Consider the following 17,336-nt stretch of genomic DNA (forward strand, 5'->3'; position numbering starts at 1 on the left):
CCACCGGTCGCCTCCGGCGGCGGTAATGGCGGCCCCGATGGGGCCGAATAGAAACAAACATACAGACATGTATGTAAGGCCACAAGGGGCTGTCGCTCGAGAAATCGGGACCGCCGTACGGCGTAAGAGAACGAGCTCGCGGCCGGGTCAGCCGGCGACTGGACGCAACCCCGGCACGGCGGCGGCCGCGGCGCGCAGGTGAACCGACGCCCGGCGCCAGCGGCGGTGCGCACGCTCGGGATCGGGAGAGATGAAACCGGTCACCAGAATGCCGCGCAGGACATCCATCGCGGTGTAGACGAAGTCCCGAACTTCCTTGCGCTGCACCTCATCGGGCACGGCCCGCGCGACCGACAGCAGCACCGCGTTGTTGACGAAGGGCTCGACCTTCTCCATCTCGGCGGCCAGCACCGGGTCGGTCCGGCCGGCCACCCACAGCTCGATGGCCGCGACGAACAGCGGCCCCTGATGCAGCGTCCACAGCGAGTCGAGCATGGCGCCGACCGGATCGCCGCCGGCCCGCGCGCGTCCGAGCTCCTGCATGGCCGCCTCGGTGCGCCGCTGGGCGAGATGGCTGATCGCGGCCACGACCAGATCGGTCTTGGATTTGAAGTGATGCACCTGGGCGCCGCGGGTGACCCCGGCACGCTCGGCGACCCGCGGCGTGGTCGTGCCCGCGTAACCGAACTCGACCAGGCAATCGATCGTGGCATCGAGCAGCCGCACCCGCATCTCGCTGCTGCGCTGCTCCTGGGTTCGGCGCCGCGGCTTCGAGGGTGCAGGCCTGGTCATCTCACGAATTGTACACTTACATGCAGATCTGAATGGAACTGTCGGGCGGAGTGTCACCGACCGGCCGCGGATGACCGGCCGGTCGCGCGTGCCACGGCGACGAAAACCTCAGTGCGCCGGGGCTGCCCGACGGCTCGACCACACGGTGACCGTGAACAGCAGCACACCCGCTACCGCCAGTCCCGAGCCCAGGGCGGCCGGAGCTGTGTAGCCCAGGCCCGCCGCGATCACGCATCCGCCCAGCCATGCCCCGGCCGCGTTGGCGATGTTCAGCGCGGCGTGGTTGAGGGCGGCGGCCAGGGTCTGGGCGTCGTGCGCGACGTCCATCAATCGGGTCTGCAGCCCCGGCGACAGCGCCGCGCCCGATGCTCCGACCAGAAAGGCGCCCACGCCCGCGGTGTACGGATTGTGCGCCGCGGCAACGAATCCCGCCAGGATGACCACCATCGCCAGGAGCGCCGCGAATACCGACATGTCCACCCCGCGATCGGCCAGCACACCCCCGGCGATATTTCCGGCGATCATGCCGAACCCGAACAGCGCCAGCACCATCGGAACCGCACCCAGGGACATCCCGGCGACCGTGGTGAGCGTGGTGGTGATGTAGGTGTAGACCGCGAACATGCCGCCGAAGCCGACCGCACCCACCAGCAGCGTGAGCAGCACCTGCGAGCGACGCAGCGCGCCCAGCTCGGTGCGCGGATCGGTGACCCGGATGCCAGACAGCTGGGGCACGAATCGCGCGATGGCCACGACGGTCAGCAGCCCGATCACGGTGACCACCAGGTAGGCGTCCCGCCACCCGAGATTCTGGCCCAGCCAGGTGGCAGCGGGAACGCCGACAACATTGGCGGCGCTCAGTCCCAGCATAACCGCGGCAATCGCCTTTGCCCGCTGCCCGGCAGGGGCCAGACTCGCCGCGGCCAGGGAGGCGACGCCGAAGTACGCGCCGTGCGGCAAGCCGGAGACGAATCGAGCGAGCACCATCGTGGCGAAGGACGGCGCGAAGACCGTCGCGAGATTACCCAGCGTGAACGCGGCCATCAGGGCGATGAGCAGCCGCTTGCGCGGCACCCGGGCACACAGCGCGGCGATCACCGGCGCGCCGACAACCACGCCGAGCGCATAGGCCGACACCCCATACCCGGCGGTCGGCTCGGACACCCCGAAGGCCCGCGAGATATTCGGCAGCAAACCCATGGTGACGAATTCCGTAGTGCCGATGCCGAATCCGCCCAGCGCCAACGCCAGCATGGCGGGAATGTGCCAGCCGGTGCGTGGTGGGGTGGAATCACCCGAATGCACCGTGACGCGCGCATCCGATCGGACGGGCACGGACTGCGCAGGAACGGCGGGCGCGACGGAAGAATTGGGCACGACCAAGCGCAACACGACCACGACCAGCCCCGATACCCGAGACGCCGGTGATCTCACTCACCACCACGGCGCCCGGTTCGAGGATCTATCGGAATCCCTTGGGGGTCACCGGCTTTCGAGTGCGCAACGACGGCGCATGTCGGTCGCGGTGTAACTGGAATCACCGGCCCGGCGATTCCAGCCGAGCACAGAGTCAACCGGTCGCTATTCACAACCATCGCGTCGGTCGAAAGTTATCCCCAGATCGAAAAATGTGCCTTTCCGGGCGATGTCACGGCCTTTAGCGTGGTCGGCATGACCAAGCCGCAGCGAGACCCAAGCATCGATCGGTTGCGACATGACGTCGACGACATCTACGAGCTGCTCGACGACACCAACCGCACGGCCCACACCACGCAGGCCGCTGTCCGCGGGGTCGACCTGCGACTACGCCGCTTCCAGCGGACCAGCGGTCATCAGTTCGGAGTCGTCCTGGCGACGCTGCGTCAGCACAACAAGCGGTTCGAGAGACTCGAGCACCAGACCGCCGAGCGCTTCAACGAAACCACCCAGCGATTCGACCAACTCGAACACCAGACCACCGAACGCTTCAACGAAACCACCCAGCGATTCGACCAACTCGAACACCAGACCACCGAACGCTTCAACGAAACCTTCGAACGATTCAACCGGCTCGACAATCAGCTCGGCGAGATCGTCCAGCTCTTGCAGTCACGCTGACCGTCAGCCGAAACAGTTCGGGCACCCGCGGCCACCGGGAGAACGGTGGGGGCGGGTGCCCGGGCTTTCATCAGGTCATCGCGGCCGCACGCCGCGACGACGGCACGATCTCAGCGCAGCTCGCGCGCCAGGTTGGCATCCAGCACGCCGAGGAATTCCTCGGTGGTCAGGTAGCCCTGATCGCCGCCGACCAGCAGTGCCAGATCCTTGGTCATCTGCCCCTCCTCGACGGTCTTGATGACCACGTCCTCGAGGGTCTGGGCGAAGCCGATCACCTCGGGGGTGTTGTCCAGCTTGCCGCGATGCGCCAAGCCACGGGTCCACGCGAAGATCGAGGCGATCGGGTTGGTGGAGGTGGGCTTGCCCTGCTGGTGCATCCGGTAGTGCCGAGTCACGGTGCCGTGCGCCGCCTCGGCCTCACAGGTCCGGCCGTCCGGGGTCAGCAGCACCGAGGTCATCAGGCCCAGCGAGCCGAAGCCCTGCGCGACCGTGTCGGACTGCACGTCACCGTCGTAGTTCTTGCACGCCCAGACGTAACCGCCCTCCCACTTGAGCGAGGAGGCGACCATATCGTCGATGAGCCGGTGCTCGTAGGTCAGGCCCGCGGCGTCGAACTGCGGCTTGAACTCCGTCTCGAACACCTCCTGGAAGGTGTCCTTGAACATGCCGTCGTAGGCCTTCAGGATGGTGTTCTTCGTCGACAGATACACCGGGTAGTTCTGCTGCAGGCCGTAGTTCAGCGAGGCCCGCGCGAAGTCCTGGATGGACTTCTTGAAGTTGTACATGCCCATGATGACGCCGCCGTCCTCGGGCATCTTCACGACCTCGTGCTGGATCGGCTCGCTGCCGTCCTCCGGGGTAAAGGTCAGCGTGACGGTGCCGGCCTGGTACACCTTGAAGTCGGTGGCGCGGTACTGGTCACCGAAGGCGTGACGGCCGATGATGATCGGCTTGGTCCAGCCGGGAACCAGGCGCGGAACGTTCGAGATGATGATCGGCGCGCGGAAGATCGTGCCGCCGAGGATGTTGCGGATGGTGCCGTTGGGCGACCGGTACATCTTCTTGAGGCCGAACTCCTCGACGCGCGCCTCGTCCGGGGTGATGGTCGCGCACTTGACGCCCACGCCGTGTTCCTTGATGGCGTTGGCGGCGTCGATGGTCACCTGGTCGTCGGTCTTGTCGCGGTATTCGATACCGAGGTCGTAGTAATCGAGATTCACATCCAGGTACGGGTGAATCAACTTGTCTTTGATGAACTGCCAGATGATCCGGGTCATCTCGTCGCCGTCGAGTTCGACGACAGTGCCTTCAACCTTGATCTTGGACATGGATCTTCGTGTCCTCCTAGGAATGATGCTCCCATTAACTCGGCCAGGTGAACACGCTTGTGAGCGGACCCGGCTGTTCAACAGACAACGTATACGTCCCGTGTTGGCCACGGGACTCCGAGGTGCCAAACAGTACAAGCATACTGGTGCGCTGAGTCTCACGCGCGCCGACCTCCCGGTGAGTGATACCTCCGTCACACCCCCGGTATGCAGGCAATTGCTCGCCCGGCGTTCGCGCCGGGTCCGCGGCGCCGCCATTGCACACCTGCTTTCTCCCTCGCGCCGCGGCCCGCTACCATGGCGGGAAGGTCATGAGCGCCAGCGCCAAGCCCCGGCTCGCTGGCCGGCAACCCTCCTGTCGCGGTGGGGTGCTCCGGGTGATGACCGGGCTCTCGAAGGCCGAGAGCAAGCGCGACCATCAGGAGGGTTTCCGAAATGTGTTGTAGCCGTCCGCTATCCGGACTCCGATAACGCTCACCGGCAGACCTCTGGAAAGAGCCACGACATGAGTAATTCTTTCGCGTCCGTGACCGATTTCGTGGTCCGGCGGACCACGCCGCCCCGCGCGGCGGTGGCACGGTGACCGTGAGCATCGAACGGAGCGCGTCCCGTACCCGGGCAGCACGGCTGCTGCCGCCACCGGATGGGCGGCTGGGCACCATCGGCGTGGGCGATATCCGCCTCGAGAGCGGCGAGGTGATCCCCGGTGTGGAGCTCGCCGTGCAGCGCTGGGGTGAGCTGTCCCCCGCGGCGGACAACATCGTGCTGGTCGAGCACGCGCTGACCGGCGACTCGCATGTGGTCGGCGCGCCCGATGCGCTGCACCCGCTGCCCGGCTGGTGGGACGGCGTGGTGGGGCCCGGCGCACCGCTCGACACCGACGAGTGGTGCGTGATCGCCACCAACGTGCTGGGCGGATGCAAGGGCAGCACCGGCCCGGCGTCCATCACCGCGGACGGGCGGCCCTGGGGAGCCCGGTTCCCCGGCATATCCATCCGCGACCAGGTGAGTGCGGAGGGGGCGCTGTTCGATCTGCTCGGCGTCGACCGGCTCGCCGCGGTGGTCGGCGGGTCGATGGGCGGTATGCGGGTGCTGGAGTGGATGGTCGGGCACCCGGAGCGGGTGGGAGCCGCGCTGGTGCTGGCCGTCGGAGCCCGCGCCACCGCGGACCAGATCGGCACCCAGACAACGCAGATCGCGGCCATTACGGCCGATCCGGACTGGCAGGGTGGCAATTATCACGGCACCGGCCGCACGCCGACGAGCGGTCTGGGCATCGCCCGTCGCATCGCGCACCTGACCTATCGCACCGATTTCGAGCTGGACCACCGCTTCGAGAACCGCGCCCAGGGCGAGGAGAACCCCCGCGACGGCGGCCGCTACGCGGTGCAGAGCTATCTGGACCATCAGGCCGCGAAGCTGACCGCGCGCTTCGACGCGGCCAGCTACGTGCTCCTGACCGACGCCATGAATCGTCACGACGTGGGCCGCGACCGGGGCGGGGTGGCCGCGGCGCTGGCCGCGACCGCGGTGCCCTGCGTGGTCGGCGGTGTCGACTCGGACCGGCTGTATCCGCTGCACACCCAGCAGGAGCTGGCCGATCTGCTCCCCGGATGCCGGCGGCTCGAGATCGTGCGCTCGCGCGACGGGCACGACGGATTCCTGACCGAGACCGAGGCGGTCGGCAAGTTGCTGGTTCAGACGATGGATCTGGCGCGCAACTCGCTGTAGCGGGGTCAGCCGAGGCTCGGCGGGGCACCGGGCCGCAGTGCCTTGGCGCCGTAGTGCCTCAGCCGATGCCGAGGGTGCTGATGGTGACCGCCAGGGCAATGATCGTGCCGCCCAGCACCGCGTAGGCGCCGACGTCGAACGGTCTGCTGCGCACCGCCAGCAACCCGACCCGCGCCTCGGGCAGTACCAGCCGCAGTACCGCCGCGAGCAGCGGTGCGCCGCCGATGAAGAGGGCACCGCGCCGCCATCGGTCCTGCGCCATGAACACCACGGCCACCAGCAGCACCACCGCCACCAGCAGTATCGGCAGCTGGTTGCGCAGTGACCCGAGGAATCCGAGCGGGCGGGTGGGCGGAGTGGTCGCGGGCGCATCGGTCACCCCCAGATTCTCGCATTCACCCGGCGGCGGCGCGGTGGTCAGTCGGCTCGGACGTCAGTCGCCCCGGCTCCGCTCGGCGTGCCGGACGTGCAGCCGGCGAACCTGGTCGGCGAGTTCGGGATCTGGACCCGCGACGGGAATTCCGGGTGCGACCTCGTTGATCGGCAGTGGCCGGACCGGGCCGGACGGCAGCCCGAGTTCGGCGCGCCAGGCGGTCAACTGGGTGGTGGAGCTGGCATAGACGATGCGCCCGAGCCCCACCCAAGCGTGCGCGGCCGAGCACATCGGGCAATGCTCGCCGGAGGTGTAGACGGTCGCCTCGGCGCGCCGATCGGCGGGCAGATTGCCCGCGGCCCAGCGCGCCAACTCGAACTCCGGATGTTGCGTCGCATCACCGCCGCCGACCTCGTTGATGGCCTCGGCGACGATCGCATCGCCTGCCAGGAGCAGCGAGCCGAACGGTTCGTGCCCCAGGTCGAGTGCGCGCGCGGCGAGTTCGACGCAGCGTGCGAGGTAGGTGTGGTCGTCGGCGCTGATCATGGTGCCGATCCTAGGACGGGAGCGCTCGGCGGTGACCAGGCCGACGCCGCAGGACGGCCCGGACCACGCGTAGAGTTCTCGCAGCCGGACGTGACGAGAGGCTGTCTCCTGCTGTGTTGAAGCTGATGTTCTTCGAGCCGCGCATCCCGCCGAACACCGGCAATGCGATCAGGCTGTCCGCGGGGACGGGATGTTCGTTGCATCTGATCGAGCCGCTGGGGTTCGATCTGTCCGAGCCGAAGCTGCGTCGCGCCGGGCTGGACTATCACGACCTCGCCTCGGTGTCGGTGCACGAAAATCTCGCCGCCGCCTGGAAAGCCATTCGCCCGGACCGAGTGTTCGCCTTCACCACCGGCGGCGCCACGCGCAACACCGATATCGTGTACCGCCCCGACGACGTGCTGCTGTTCGGTCCCGAGCCGACAGGGCTGCCACCGGAGGTGCTCGCCGATCCGCACATCACCGACCAGGTGCGGATCCCGATGCTGCCGGGCCGGCGCTCGATGAACCTGTCGAATGCCGCGGCGGTCGCGGTGTACGAGGCGTGGCGACAGCTGGGATTTCCCGGCGGGGTGTGAGTCGGCGGGCTGCCCTGTCTCGGAGGGTGCCTCAGGCGTCGATCTCGAAGCGCTTGAAGCGCGAGGTGGCGCCGCCGGTGAGGCGGACCGAGCCCTTGGACACGCCGAGGTGCCTGGCCAGCAGCTCGATCGCCGCCTTGTTCGCCTTTCCTTCGACCGCGGGCGCGCGCACGTACAGTCGCAGGGTGCCGTCGTCGAGGGTCTCGACGACGGGGCCCTTGCGGCTGTTGGGCGTGACGGTCGCCCGGACCACGGTCGGCATGCGATGCTCCTGGCTCGGCGGGGTGACCGCAGCCTAATCGGCGCTGCCTGCGCAGCCGTTGGTACACCGCGCACCGCCGGAGCGAAGGCGGAGGTACGCACAGTGGGCTCACCCATGGGAAAGCCTCAGGTCCAGGACGTCGTGCGCGAGGACGAGGGAGTCTCCGGCGGCGGCGAGAACCAGATCGCCCGAGTGGGATCCGTGGGGCCGGTCGTGACCGGTGCGGCGGATCTCGAGCGCCACCTCCGATGTCAGCGCACCGTATCTGACGGTGCGGTCGTCACCGCGCCGATCCCAGCGCGTGCCGGATCTGCTCCAGACCGCGGTGGCGAGCCGGTCCGGGGATCGTGACTCCCACGTTGTATCCGTGACGGTCAGCTCGGCGTCGTCCCAGCGCAGATCGGCCAGCTCCGAGCAGCTGTGGCTCGCCGGAAGCTCGACTGCCTCGAGCCGCTCACGGTACAGGTCGATGCGTAGCAGACGCGTTGTGCCGCAGGCAATTCCGTCCCGCACCCGACCGGACAGGGCGACGGCCTGCCCGTCGGGACGCAGCACTGCCCGATCCAGCGCGGTGTTGACGCCCTCGACCGGCCCCAGTGCCCGCACCGATCCCGTCCCGATGTCGACGAGGGACAGGTGATTGACACCCCAGGATGCACCGGGCGGCGATTCCAGCTGGTCGAGAATCAGTATCCGCTCCCCGGCCGCGAGCAGCCGCGGCCCCGACACCGCTGCACCGGGTACGACCGGCATCGGCAACGGGAGCGAAACCGCCGCCCGCACAGCGGGATCCGGATCGCGCAGATCGGCCTGCATAAGCCGGCCCGGCTCCTGCCACCAGCCGACCTCCGAGTCGTGCAGCGGGAAGACCCGATCGCAACCGCAATCAACCCGCCACGGCAGCCGTATGCCGTCGGCCACCCGGATCGCGGTGAGCACACCCGATTCGTCGAGTGCGTAAATATGCGAATTGTCCTGCGCGAAACCGGCATCGACGTAGACGCCCGGGTACCGCGCGAGGACCCGCTCGGCGGTGGCCAGGACCAGTTCGGTCCGGGAGCGGAAGACGAACGGGCGACCCGCCGCGGCCGCAGGCGCCGAATTGCTCATCAGTGCGGGCGCTTGGACCGCCGCCGACCCGGATACCCCGCCTGCACATCCCGAGGCAACGAGAACCCACACCATCAGCGCCAGCGCGGGCAGGCGGCAGATCCCCATAAGGCCAGGGCGCGGGCGCGCAGGGCGCGGCGGAGCGGCCGGGATGCCGCCCGGGCTCATCCCAGCACCCCCAGCGCCCGCCGGTAGAACGCCTCCCGGGATTCCATGCCGTTGTAGCCGCCGTTGATCGCGCGAGTGACCGCGGCGAAATCACCCGCGTCGGCCAGCGCGTTGATATCGCGAGATGTCCAGTACCACTGGGCGATTCGGAAGCCAACATCCGGACGGGCCGCAATCTCGGGATCACCCTCGAGATCCAGGCCCAGGGCCTGCCCCGCGGCACGGTAGTTGGCACGACCGGTCAACTGAATGGGACCGCGCCCGTGGTAGCGCGGGCCGTCACCCGGCTCGGTGTTGCCGGCCGCGGCATTGGGCCGGCCCAGGTCGTACTGGTGAAAATAATCGTCGTCGCCGAGCTCCTGGAAATACCGGAGCTGGCAGCTCTCGTGGGCCAGCTGTGCCAGAAATGCCGCCTGTCGTTGCGGTGTGGTGATCCCGCCCTCCTGCATGGCAGCGTTTAGCGCGGGCAGATACTCCCGCGCCTGATCCATCGGCAGATCCGGCATGATCGCGATGAGCTGTTCGGCGGAAACCCCCGGACCGGGTGTCGGGGCGACATCGGTCCCCGACAGCGGAAAATGCTGCGCGGCAGCCAATTCCATGGCAGATTCCGTTCGACCGCTGTCTACCGCAGCGGCGACTTCCGTAGCCGAAGACTCGTCCAGGACTGCGGGTTCGGAGTTCGATGCCGCATCGGCCCCCACGGCGGGCAGCATCGACGAATCGGCCCCGGTACCGTTCGACATCGCGCAGCCCGGTCGACCGTTCAAGGCCGCGAGTCTGCTCGCATCGCTGGCCCACCCAGGCAAATCGTCGTCGGTCCGCGCGGGCGAATCGTCGCCGGACTGCTCGGGCAAACCATGGCCGGTCTGCTCGGGCGAATCGTCGCCGGTCGGGCCGGGCACATGGGGGTCCGAGGACCGCGGCCCGAGATCGCCGCCGAACGCGCCGGCCAGGTGCCGCAATTCGTGGCCCACGGCCAAAATCGCCTGTCTGCCTCGCTGTTCGGCGCGCTCGACGGCGGCCAGGGCCTCACCGATGACCTCGCTCCATTCCGCTCCGGCCGCGGATTCGGCGGTGACGGTCCAGTCCTGCGCGACCGTGCAACCGTCCGCCTCGGCATCGGCGACGTAGTCCAACAGCGCCAGCGCCGTATAGTGCAGATCGGACAGGGCTCGTACACCCGCATCGCGCAGGCCCTCGGCGTGATCACACAGCATCCGGTTGTGCCGGTGCGAGGCCTCGACGGTGGCGAGCACCGCCTCGAAGGCCGCACCGCGCCAGCCGGCGCCGTCGAGCCGATGACATTCCGCGCGCACCGCCGCGGACAGTGCCTCCAGATCCCCGATGCGCCGGTCGAATTCGGCGCGTACCCGATCGGCCGCCTCCAGGGCGCGCCAGTTCTCCAGCACCGACCGCGGCGGGGTCATATCCGGACCTCCAGCCCGGCGAACAGCCCCGCGTGCGCGAGATCGGCCTCGAGGTACGCACTCAGCGCGCGGTCGGTGTGCTCGGCCAGGCGCCCGAAACGATCGGCGCTGCGTTGCACGAGATCGGCCGCGGTACTTGCCGATTCGCACCACGCGTGCACCACCACGCTGTGCGGAACCAGCCGCGCGAACAGCCCGACGGTTCCGAGTTCCGCGCCCGGGGAGCCATCGATCTCCCGGCATGCCCGGCGTGCGACGGCCCCGAACCGCCGCACGGCATCGGAATCGACAACACACGAATTCGACATCATCCATCCCCCTTGCCCGAATGATTTCCCACCGATATCCGGCACCGTAATCAGCGTCGACGGCCTTGTCACGAACAAGGCCACATCCGCACCCTCACTCCTGAAACGCACCCCATTAGTCGCCAAACGCACCCGCCGGAACGGCCCGGACGAATATCTCCGCGAAGTCTGGGAACTCACGGGATGCGCGTGCCGAATCCGGACCGCATGGTCTTGTCCGACCGGTTCGGTAGGCTCGCATACGGACGGGGCGGCAGTGTCCCTGTACAACCCAGAGAGTGCGGTATGGCCAAACGACTTGCAGTCCTGCTGGCGATGGCAGCGGCGACGTTTCTGACGACCACGGGTGTGGCGACGGCCGGTCCGGTCACGATCGACGACGCCGCGAACATCCTCGACAGCGGGCAGGTCACCACCGCGGGCAACGCGCTGTCCGACCCGGTGAAGATCTACACCGTCAATGCATTCCCGGGCGGCTCAACGGCGTTCGACAACGAGGCGCGCAAGCACGTCACGGGCGCGACCGACGTGGTCATCGCCATCAATACCAAGCCCCACGAAATCGCGATAAGGACCGGCTCGAACTCCCACATCCGCGATACCTCGGCCGCGATCTCCGCGTTCAAGAGCGGCTACGGCACCGGTAACTACACCGGCGCGACGGTAGCCGCGCTGCAATCGCTGGCCACCACCCTCAACCAGGCGGGCGGCACGAATGCGACCGGCCCGCAGGCCTCGCACTCCAGCAGCCGCGGCCACATCGGACTGTTCGGCATCCTGTGCCCGGTGATCATCATCGGGCTGATCGTGGCGGCCGTGGTGGCGGTGTTCCGGCGGCGCGGCCGGGGTGGCGGCGGCTTCGGCGGCGGCGCCCCCGGCGGCTACGGCCCCGGCGGCCCGGGCTACGGCGACCCCGGCTACGGCGGCGGCGGTTACGGTCCCGGCTACGGCCGGGGTGGCGGCATCGGCCCGGGCATGGCCGGTGGCATCGGCGCGGTCGGCGGCGGCCTGCTCGGCTACGAGCTGGGCAAGATGGAGGGCCGGGACGAGGAGCGCGACCGCGATTACGACCGCGGCGGCTACGACCAGGGCGGCTACCAGGGCGACCAGCAGTTCGGCGGCGGGGGCGGCGACTCCTACTTCGGCGGCGACAGCGGCGGCGGATTCGACGGTGGCGGTGGCGGATTCGACGGCGGCGGTGGCGGAGGCGACAGCAGCTTCTGACTCGGCGGCCCGGCGAGGAGGGCGGCCACTCAGCGGAAGTCGCGCGAACGCGACGCGACGCGTAAATCCATGCGCTGCAGATGTTCCGCGACGACTGTGACCGCTCCCTCGGCGTTCTGCACGCGCCCGCGCACCAGCAGCGCGGACGCCCCCTGGGCGATGCGGCGATAGCGCTGCCACAGCCCCACCGAGCACACCACGTTCACCATGCCGGTCTCGTCCTCCAGATTCAGGAAGGTGACCCCGCCCGCGGTGGCCGGGCGCTGCCGATGCGTGACGGCTCCGCCCACCAGCACTTTCGAGCCATCCGGCACCTCGAGCAGTCTCGCCGCCGGGATCACCCCGAGCGCATCCAGGTGCGGGCGCAGGAATTCGGTCGGATAGCTGCCGGGCGAGACCCCGGTCGCCCAGACGTCGGCCGCAGCCAGCTCCAGTTCGCTCATGCCGGGCAGTGCGGGGGCGGCGGTGGCCGCACCCGTGCCGGGCAACCGGTCCGCCCGCTCCCCCGCCGCCGCGCCCGCGGCCCACAGCGCCTCGCGACGGCCGATCCCGAGACTGTCCAGTGCACCAGCGGTGGCCAGCGATTCGGCCTGCGGCACAGTGAGTTCCACGCGGCCGGTCAGATCCAGGAACGAGGTGTAGGGCCCGCTCCCCCGGGCGGCCACGATACGCTCGGCCAGTTCGGCGCCGATGTGCCGGATCGCGGCCAGCCCCAGCCGCACCTGTGTGCTGTCTCCATTGGGCTCCGCTGCCGCCTCCGGCCCTGACTCGCTCGTACCGCCCGGTTCCAGCGTGGCCGCGGCGAGGCTGTGGTTGATATCGGGACCGTGCACCACCACCCCGTGCCGCCGGGCGTCCGCAACCAGCGATTGGGGTGAATAGAATCCCATCGGCTGAGCGTTCAGCAGGCCCGCGCAGAACGCCGCCGGATGATGCAGTTTGAACCACGCCGAATAGAAGACCAACGAGGCGAAACTCTGCGAATGACTCTCCGGAAAACCGAAATTCGCGAAGGCATAGATCTTTTCGTAGATCCGGTCCGCCAATTCTCCCTCGATACCGTGCAATTCACGCATGCCGCGGTAGAACCGCTCGCGTAGTCGTTCCATCCGCTCGGGCGATCGCTTGGAACCCATGGCCCGGCGCAGCTGATCCGCCTCGGCCGCGGTGAAACCGGCCACGTCCACGGCCATCTGCATGAGCTGCTCCTGGAACAGCGGCACGCCGAGCGTCCGGGACAGCGAATTACGCAGGGCGTCATGATCGTAGGTGATCTCCTCCTTCCCGTTGTAGCGGCGAATATAGGGATGCACCGAACCGCCCTGAATGGGACCGGGCCGGATCAGGGCCACCTCGACGACGAGATCGTAGAATTTCTTCGGTTTGAGCCGCGGCAGGGTGGCCATCTGGGCCCGGGATTCCACCTGGAAGACCCCCACCGAATCGGCGCGCGAAAGCATCTCGTAGACACCGGCTTCGGCGAGGTCGAGCCGGTACAGGTCGACGCGATGCCCCTTGTGCTCGTGCACGAGATCGATCATGTAATGCAGCGCCGAGAGCATCCCGAGGCCGAGCAGGTCGAATTTCACCAATTTCACCGCGGCGCAGTCGTCCTTGTCCCACTGCAGCACGCTGCGGCCGGGCATCCGGGCCCATTCCACCGGGCAGACGTCCGCGATGGGCCGATCACAGATCACCATGCCGCCGGAATGGATGCCCAGATGCCGTGGCAGTCCCTCGATCCGGCCGGCCAGCTCCAGCACCTCGGCGGGAATATCGGAATCGACCTCCTGCGCGACCCCGTGCCAGCGGCTCACCTGTTTACTCCACGCATCCTGCTGGCCGGTCGAAAACCCCAGTGCCCGTGCGGCATCGCGGACCGCGGACTTGCCGCGATAGGTGATTACGTTGGCCACCTGGGCGGCGTATTCGCGGCCGTAGCGGGCGTAGACGTACTGGATCGCCTCCTCGCGGCGATCGGATTCGATGTCGATATCGATATCGGGCGGACCGTCGCGCTCGGGCGACAGAAATCGTTCGAACAACAGATCATTGGCCACGGGATCGACATTCGTGATACCGATCGCGTAGCAGACTGCGGAATTGGCCGCCGAACCCCGTCCCTGGCACAGGATGTCGTTGTCGCGGCAGAAGGTGACGATATCGTGCACCACCAGGAAGTAGCCGGGAAAATTCAGCTCCTGGATCACCCGCAGCTCATGTTCGATCTGCTTGTACGCCTTCGGGTATTCCCACGGCGGGCCGTAGCGCCGCACCGCACCCTCATAGGTAAGCCTGCGCAGCCAGGAACTCTCGTCGTACCCGGACTCGACCTCGAACGGCGGCAATTTCGGCGCGATCAGCTGCAGATCGAAGGCGCATTCGCGGGCCAGGGCAGCCGCATCGGCGACCGCCCGCGGGCAATCCGCGAACAGCCGCGCCATCTCCGCGCCGGAGCGCAGATGTGCCCCGCCCGCGGGCGCGAGCCAGCCGTCCATATCGTCCAGGCTGTGGCGGGCCCGCACCGCCGCCAGCGCCATCGCCAGCCGCCGCTGGCCGGGGGTCGCGAAATGCGCCGCGGTGGTGGCGACGACCGGCAGGCCCACCCGGTCGGCCAGGGCGATGAGCCGGGCATTGCGCTCGTCGTCCTGCGGAATGCCGTGCTGGGTGAGTTCCACGCTCACCCGGTCGGAGCCGAATCGCTCCATCAGCTCCCGCAGCGCCGCCTCGGCCGCCGCGTCGCCGTCGGCAAGCGCCTGACGCACATGACCTTTGCGGCATCCGGTGAGGATCTGCCAGTGCCCGCCCGCCGCCGCGGTGAGCCGGTCCAGGTCGTAGCGCAGGATCCCCTTCTCCCCGCCCGCCATGTGCGCGGCCGAGATCTCACGTGATAACCGACGGTAGCCCTCCTGCCCACGCGCCAGCACCAGCAGATGCGGGCCCGCGGGATCCGGTGCGCCCGCACGCGGTTCGGAATCGGCCGATCCCGCGCCCGCCCTCCGCGGCGCCCGCATCGCACCCTCCCCGGCGTTCCGGCGACCGGCTTCGCTATCGCGCCGCACCGCACCCTCGTCTCCCCGGCGTGCGGTCATTGCGTCCGCACCCAGCGACAATTCCGCGCCGAACACCGTCGGCAGCCCCCATTCGGCCGCGGCCTCCGCGAACCGCACCACGCCGTAGAACCCGTCGTGATCGGTCAGCGCGAGCGCCTCGAGTCCGAGTCGCACCGCCTCCTCCACGAGTTCCTCGGGCTGGCAGGCGCCGTCGAGAAAGCTGTAGGCCGAATGGGTGTGCAGCTCTGCATACGGCACCACCGGTCCGCCGGGCCGCGGCCGCTCGCCCGCCCGATACTCCCCGCGCCTGCGCGACCAGGCCGGGCTGTCGCCGCCGTCGCCGGGAGGTTCGGGGGCGCGGCCGGGCCGCCCGGAGAGCACCCGCTCCATCTCCGACCAGGTCGGCGGGCCACTGCCCCAGCCCATGCGCACCTCCGCGAACCATCTCGTATCGAACAAATATTCGATATCCGGTTGCCTGATATGTCAAGTGCTCGACCGTGGACGCGGCCGACGCGGATCGAAACTGTGACGAACCCCTAGTGGCACCGGAACTTACTCTGGAGTAAGTTAATGGCAAATCGACCTGCAAGGGAGCACTGATGACGGACAACCACGCTGCCGGGAACTACGTGGACCGCCGGCGCGCCCGCCGGGATCTGACCGGCAAGCATGTGCTCATCACCGGCGCCTCCTCCGGCATCGGGCGGTCCGCCGCCCTCGCGGTCGCCGCGAAGGGCGCGGTGGTGCTGCTGCTGGCCCGGCGCGAGGACGAACTGGCCGAGGTGGTGCGGGAGGTCGACGCCGCGGGCGGGCGGGCATACGGATACCGCTGCGATGTCACCGATGCCGAATCGGTCGACCAGACCGTCAAGACCATCCTCGCCGAGCACGACCACGTCGACATGCTGGTCAACAACGCCGGACGTTCCATCCGCCGCGCGGTGCACCGCTCCACCGACCGGATGCACGACTTCGAGCGCACCATGGCGGTCAACTACTTCGGCGCGGTGCGGATGACGCTGGCGCTGCTGCCGCAGATGCGCGAGCGCAAGTTCGGGCACATCGTCAACATCTCCAGCGCCGGCGTGCAGGTCGCCACCCCGCGTTTCGCGGCCTACCTGGCCTCCAAGGCCGCACTGGACAAGTTCGCCGAGGTGACCGCGGCCGAAATGCTCGCAGACAACGTCACATTCACCACGATCCACATGCCGCTGGTGCGCACCCCGATGATCACCCCCAGCGGCAACCAGGGCCCCTCGGAATCCCCGGAGTGGGCCGCGGCGACCATCGTGCGCGCACTGACCGAGCGCCCCAAGCGCATCGACGTCCCGCTGGGCACCCTGGCCGAATACGGCACGCTGTTCGCCCCGCGTATCAAGGACCGGGTGCTGCACCGCTACTATCGCGCGCTGCCCGACTCCCCCGCCGCCAAGGGCGAATCCGCCCCGGATCCCGAGGTGAGCCCCGAATCCCTGGCGCCGCAACGCAAGCCGCGACGCCCGCAATCACCGGCCGGGCGCGTCACCCGCACGGCCCTGCGCCGGGCGGCCCGCCTGGTACCGGGCACCTACTGGTAGGAAGGCCTGAGCCTTCACCATGAACGGACGCTAACGGTCACGTACCCAGATCATCTCCCGCCCGGATTCGGCTGGGGCGCGGGGTGCGCGCTCCTGGATGCGATCGAGTCGGTAGCCGAGGCGGCGAGGCACCGCCGCGCTGCGCTCATTGGTTACGTCGCAATGGATTTCGATGTGATCGATACCCGGCAAGGACAACCCGATCTCGGTCACCGCGCCCGCGGCACGGGTGATGACGCCGCGGCCGGTGTGCTCGGTGTGACACCAGTATCCGATCTCCAGCGTCCTGCGCCCGACCTGATCGTGCAGACCGAGGGAGGCGAGCAGGGTTCCACCGGAATCGAATACGCCGTAGTTGCAGTTCCCGTTGACGGGCCAGTCCGCGACGTTCATCCGGAAGTATTCCTGCTGCTTCTCCACCGTCAGCGGCTCAGCCAACCAGGACAACCAGCTGTGCAGTTCGTCGTACGACGCCTCGATCGCCTGCAACTGCGCCTCGGCGTCGCTCAGCAGCCAGCGCCGGATCACCAAGCCGTCGAGTTCGATTCGTTCGGGCGGGGCAACACCGGGTGCCAGCGCCTGCGGTCGTTCGGTGTCCATCGTCCGATCGTGCCGCCACCGGCACGGAACAGCAACGCAATTTCACGACCCGGCGCATCTGCGTCGCTCTGCCGATATAGGCGTCATGGGTCTCGTCGTCACCACATGCGGCCGGAGTCCATCGCGATCTGCTCATCGGGCGCGGGCGCCATGGAG

General features: G+C 68.5%; 16 protein-coding genes and 1 riboswitch. Of the genes, 5 read left to right on the forward strand and 11 right to left on the reverse strand.

Features of this window, described 5'->3' with window-relative positions; all coding sequences use genetic code 11:
• Positions 1 to 147: 147 nt before the first annotated feature.
• Positions 148 to 792, reverse strand: coding sequence for a TetR/AcrR family transcriptional regulator (locus ABH933_RS17220; RefSeq protein WP_429420775.1), 645 nt, complete (start codon positions 790 to 792; stop codon positions 148 to 150).
• Between the two features lie 108 nt (positions 793 to 900).
• The gene (locus tag ABH933_RS17225; RefSeq protein WP_429420886.1) at positions 901 to 2,097 is read right to left on the reverse strand and encodes an MFS transporter; all 1,197 of its coding nucleotides are present in this window, start codon (positions 2,095 to 2,097) and stop codon (positions 901 to 903) included.
• A 366-nt stretch (positions 2,098 to 2,463) separates the two neighbouring features.
• Between ABH933_RS17225 and ABH933_RS17230 the strand changes: the two genes are divergently transcribed.
• Positions 2,464 to 2,889, forward strand: a complete 426-nt coding sequence (locus ABH933_RS17230; RefSeq protein WP_429420772.1) for a hypothetical protein — start codon at positions 2,464 to 2,466, stop codon at positions 2,887 to 2,889.
• Positions 2,890 to 2,999: 110 nt separating this feature from the next.
• Here the strand turns inward: ABH933_RS17230 and ABH933_RS17235 are convergent, their stop codons facing one another.
• Entirely contained in the window at positions 3,000 to 4,217 is a 1,218-nt protein-coding gene (locus ABH933_RS17235; protein WP_215916479.1) for an NADP-dependent isocitrate dehydrogenase, read from the reverse strand.
• 307 nt (positions 4,218 to 4,524) lie between these two features.
• Positions 4,525 to 4,635, forward strand: a riboswitch (SAM riboswitch).
• Positions 4,636 to 4,796: 161 nt separating this feature from the next.
• Between ABH933_RS17235 and metX the strand changes: the two genes are divergently transcribed.
• Positions 4,797 to 5,948, forward strand: coding sequence for a homoserine O-acetyltransferase MetX (gene metX, locus ABH933_RS17240; RefSeq protein WP_429420770.1), 1,152 nt, complete (start codon positions 4,797 to 4,799; stop codon positions 5,946 to 5,948).
• 58 nt (positions 5,949 to 6,006) lie between these two features.
• Here metX and ABH933_RS17245 read toward each other — a convergent pair whose 3' ends face one another.
• Positions 6,007 to 6,327 carry a DUF3017 domain-containing protein gene (locus ABH933_RS17245; RefSeq protein ID WP_372451959.1) on the reverse strand — a complete coding sequence of 107 codons (321 nt, stop codon included), beginning with the start codon at positions 6,325 to 6,327 and terminating at the stop codon, positions 6,007 to 6,009.
• A 54-nt stretch (positions 6,328 to 6,381) separates the two neighbouring features.
• Complete coding sequence (locus ABH933_RS17250) at positions 6,382 to 6,864, reverse strand: nucleoside deaminase (RefSeq protein ID WP_429420884.1); 483 nt, start codon at positions 6,862 to 6,864, stop codon at positions 6,382 to 6,384.
• Between the two features lie 128 nt (positions 6,865 to 6,992).
• On the opposite strand from ABH933_RS17250, the gene ABH933_RS17255 reads away from it, so the two are divergent.
• Positions 6,993 to 7,445, forward strand: a complete 453-nt coding sequence (locus ABH933_RS17255) for a tRNA (cytidine(34)-2'-O)-methyltransferase (RefSeq protein WP_245400683.1) — start codon at positions 6,993 to 6,995, stop codon at positions 7,443 to 7,445.
• A 31-nt stretch (positions 7,446 to 7,476) separates the two neighbouring features.
• Here the strand turns inward: ABH933_RS17255 and ABH933_RS17260 are convergent, their stop codons facing one another.
• From ABH933_RS17260 to ABH933_RS17275, 4 genes are all read right to left on the reverse strand, one after another.
• Positions 7,477 to 7,707 (reverse strand): DUF167 domain-containing protein, encoded by a 231-nt coding sequence (locus ABH933_RS17260; RefSeq protein ID WP_429420768.1) that lies wholly within the window; start codon positions 7,705 to 7,707, stop codon positions 7,477 to 7,479.
• A gap of 108 nt (positions 7,708 to 7,815) precedes the next feature.
• Complete coding sequence (locus ABH933_RS17265; protein WP_429420765.1) at positions 7,816 to 8,925, reverse strand: hypothetical protein; 1,110 nt, start codon at positions 8,923 to 8,925, stop codon at positions 7,816 to 7,818.
• A gap of 56 nt (positions 8,926 to 8,981) precedes the next feature.
• The gene (locus ABH933_RS17270; RefSeq protein WP_429420763.1) at positions 8,982 to 10,415 is read right to left on the reverse strand and encodes a glycoside hydrolase family 19 protein; all 1,434 of its coding nucleotides are present in this window, start codon (positions 10,413 to 10,415) and stop codon (positions 8,982 to 8,984) included.
• Positions 10,412 to 10,726: a hypothetical protein gene (locus tag ABH933_RS17275; protein ID WP_429420761.1), complete on the reverse strand. Its 315-nt coding sequence runs from the start codon at positions 10,724 to 10,726 to the stop codon at positions 10,412 to 10,414. Before ABH933_RS17275 ends, ABH933_RS17270 begins: the two co-directional genes overlap by 4 nt.
• A gap of 282 nt (positions 10,727 to 11,008) precedes the next feature.
• Here ABH933_RS17275 and ABH933_RS17280 point away from each other — a divergent pair, with 282 nt between their 5' ends.
• Positions 11,009 to 11,947: a hypothetical protein gene (locus ABH933_RS17280; protein WP_429420759.1), complete on the forward strand. Its 939-nt coding sequence runs from the start codon at positions 11,009 to 11,011 to the stop codon at positions 11,945 to 11,947.
• A gap of 29 nt (positions 11,948 to 11,976) precedes the next feature.
• Here the strand turns inward: ABH933_RS17280 and ABH933_RS17285 are convergent, their stop codons facing one another.
• On the reverse strand, positions 11,977 to 15,426 hold the full coding sequence (locus tag ABH933_RS17285) for an error-prone DNA polymerase (RefSeq protein WP_429420757.1): 3,450 nt from the start codon (positions 15,424 to 15,426) through the stop codon (positions 11,977 to 11,979).
• Positions 15,427 to 15,602: 176 nt separating this feature from the next.
• On the opposite strand from ABH933_RS17285, the gene ABH933_RS17290 reads away from it, so the two are divergent.
• Positions 15,603 to 16,580: an SDR family NAD(P)-dependent oxidoreductase gene (locus ABH933_RS17290; protein WP_429420755.1), complete on the forward strand. Its 978-nt coding sequence runs from the start codon at positions 15,603 to 15,605 to the stop codon at positions 16,578 to 16,580.
• Positions 16,581 to 16,610: 30 nt separating this feature from the next.
• Here ABH933_RS17290 and ABH933_RS17295 read toward each other — a convergent pair whose 3' ends face one another.
• Positions 16,611 to 17,180 (reverse strand): GNAT family N-acetyltransferase, encoded by a 570-nt coding sequence (locus ABH933_RS17295; RefSeq protein WP_429420753.1) that lies wholly within the window; start codon positions 17,178 to 17,180, stop codon positions 16,611 to 16,613.
• Positions 17,181 to 17,336: the final 156 nt, after the last annotated feature.

This window comes from Nocardia sp. GP40 (assembly GCF_050434125.1).
Taxonomy (GTDB): domain Bacteria; phylum Actinomycetota; class Actinomycetes; order Mycobacteriales; family Mycobacteriaceae; genus Nocardia; species Nocardia albiluteola.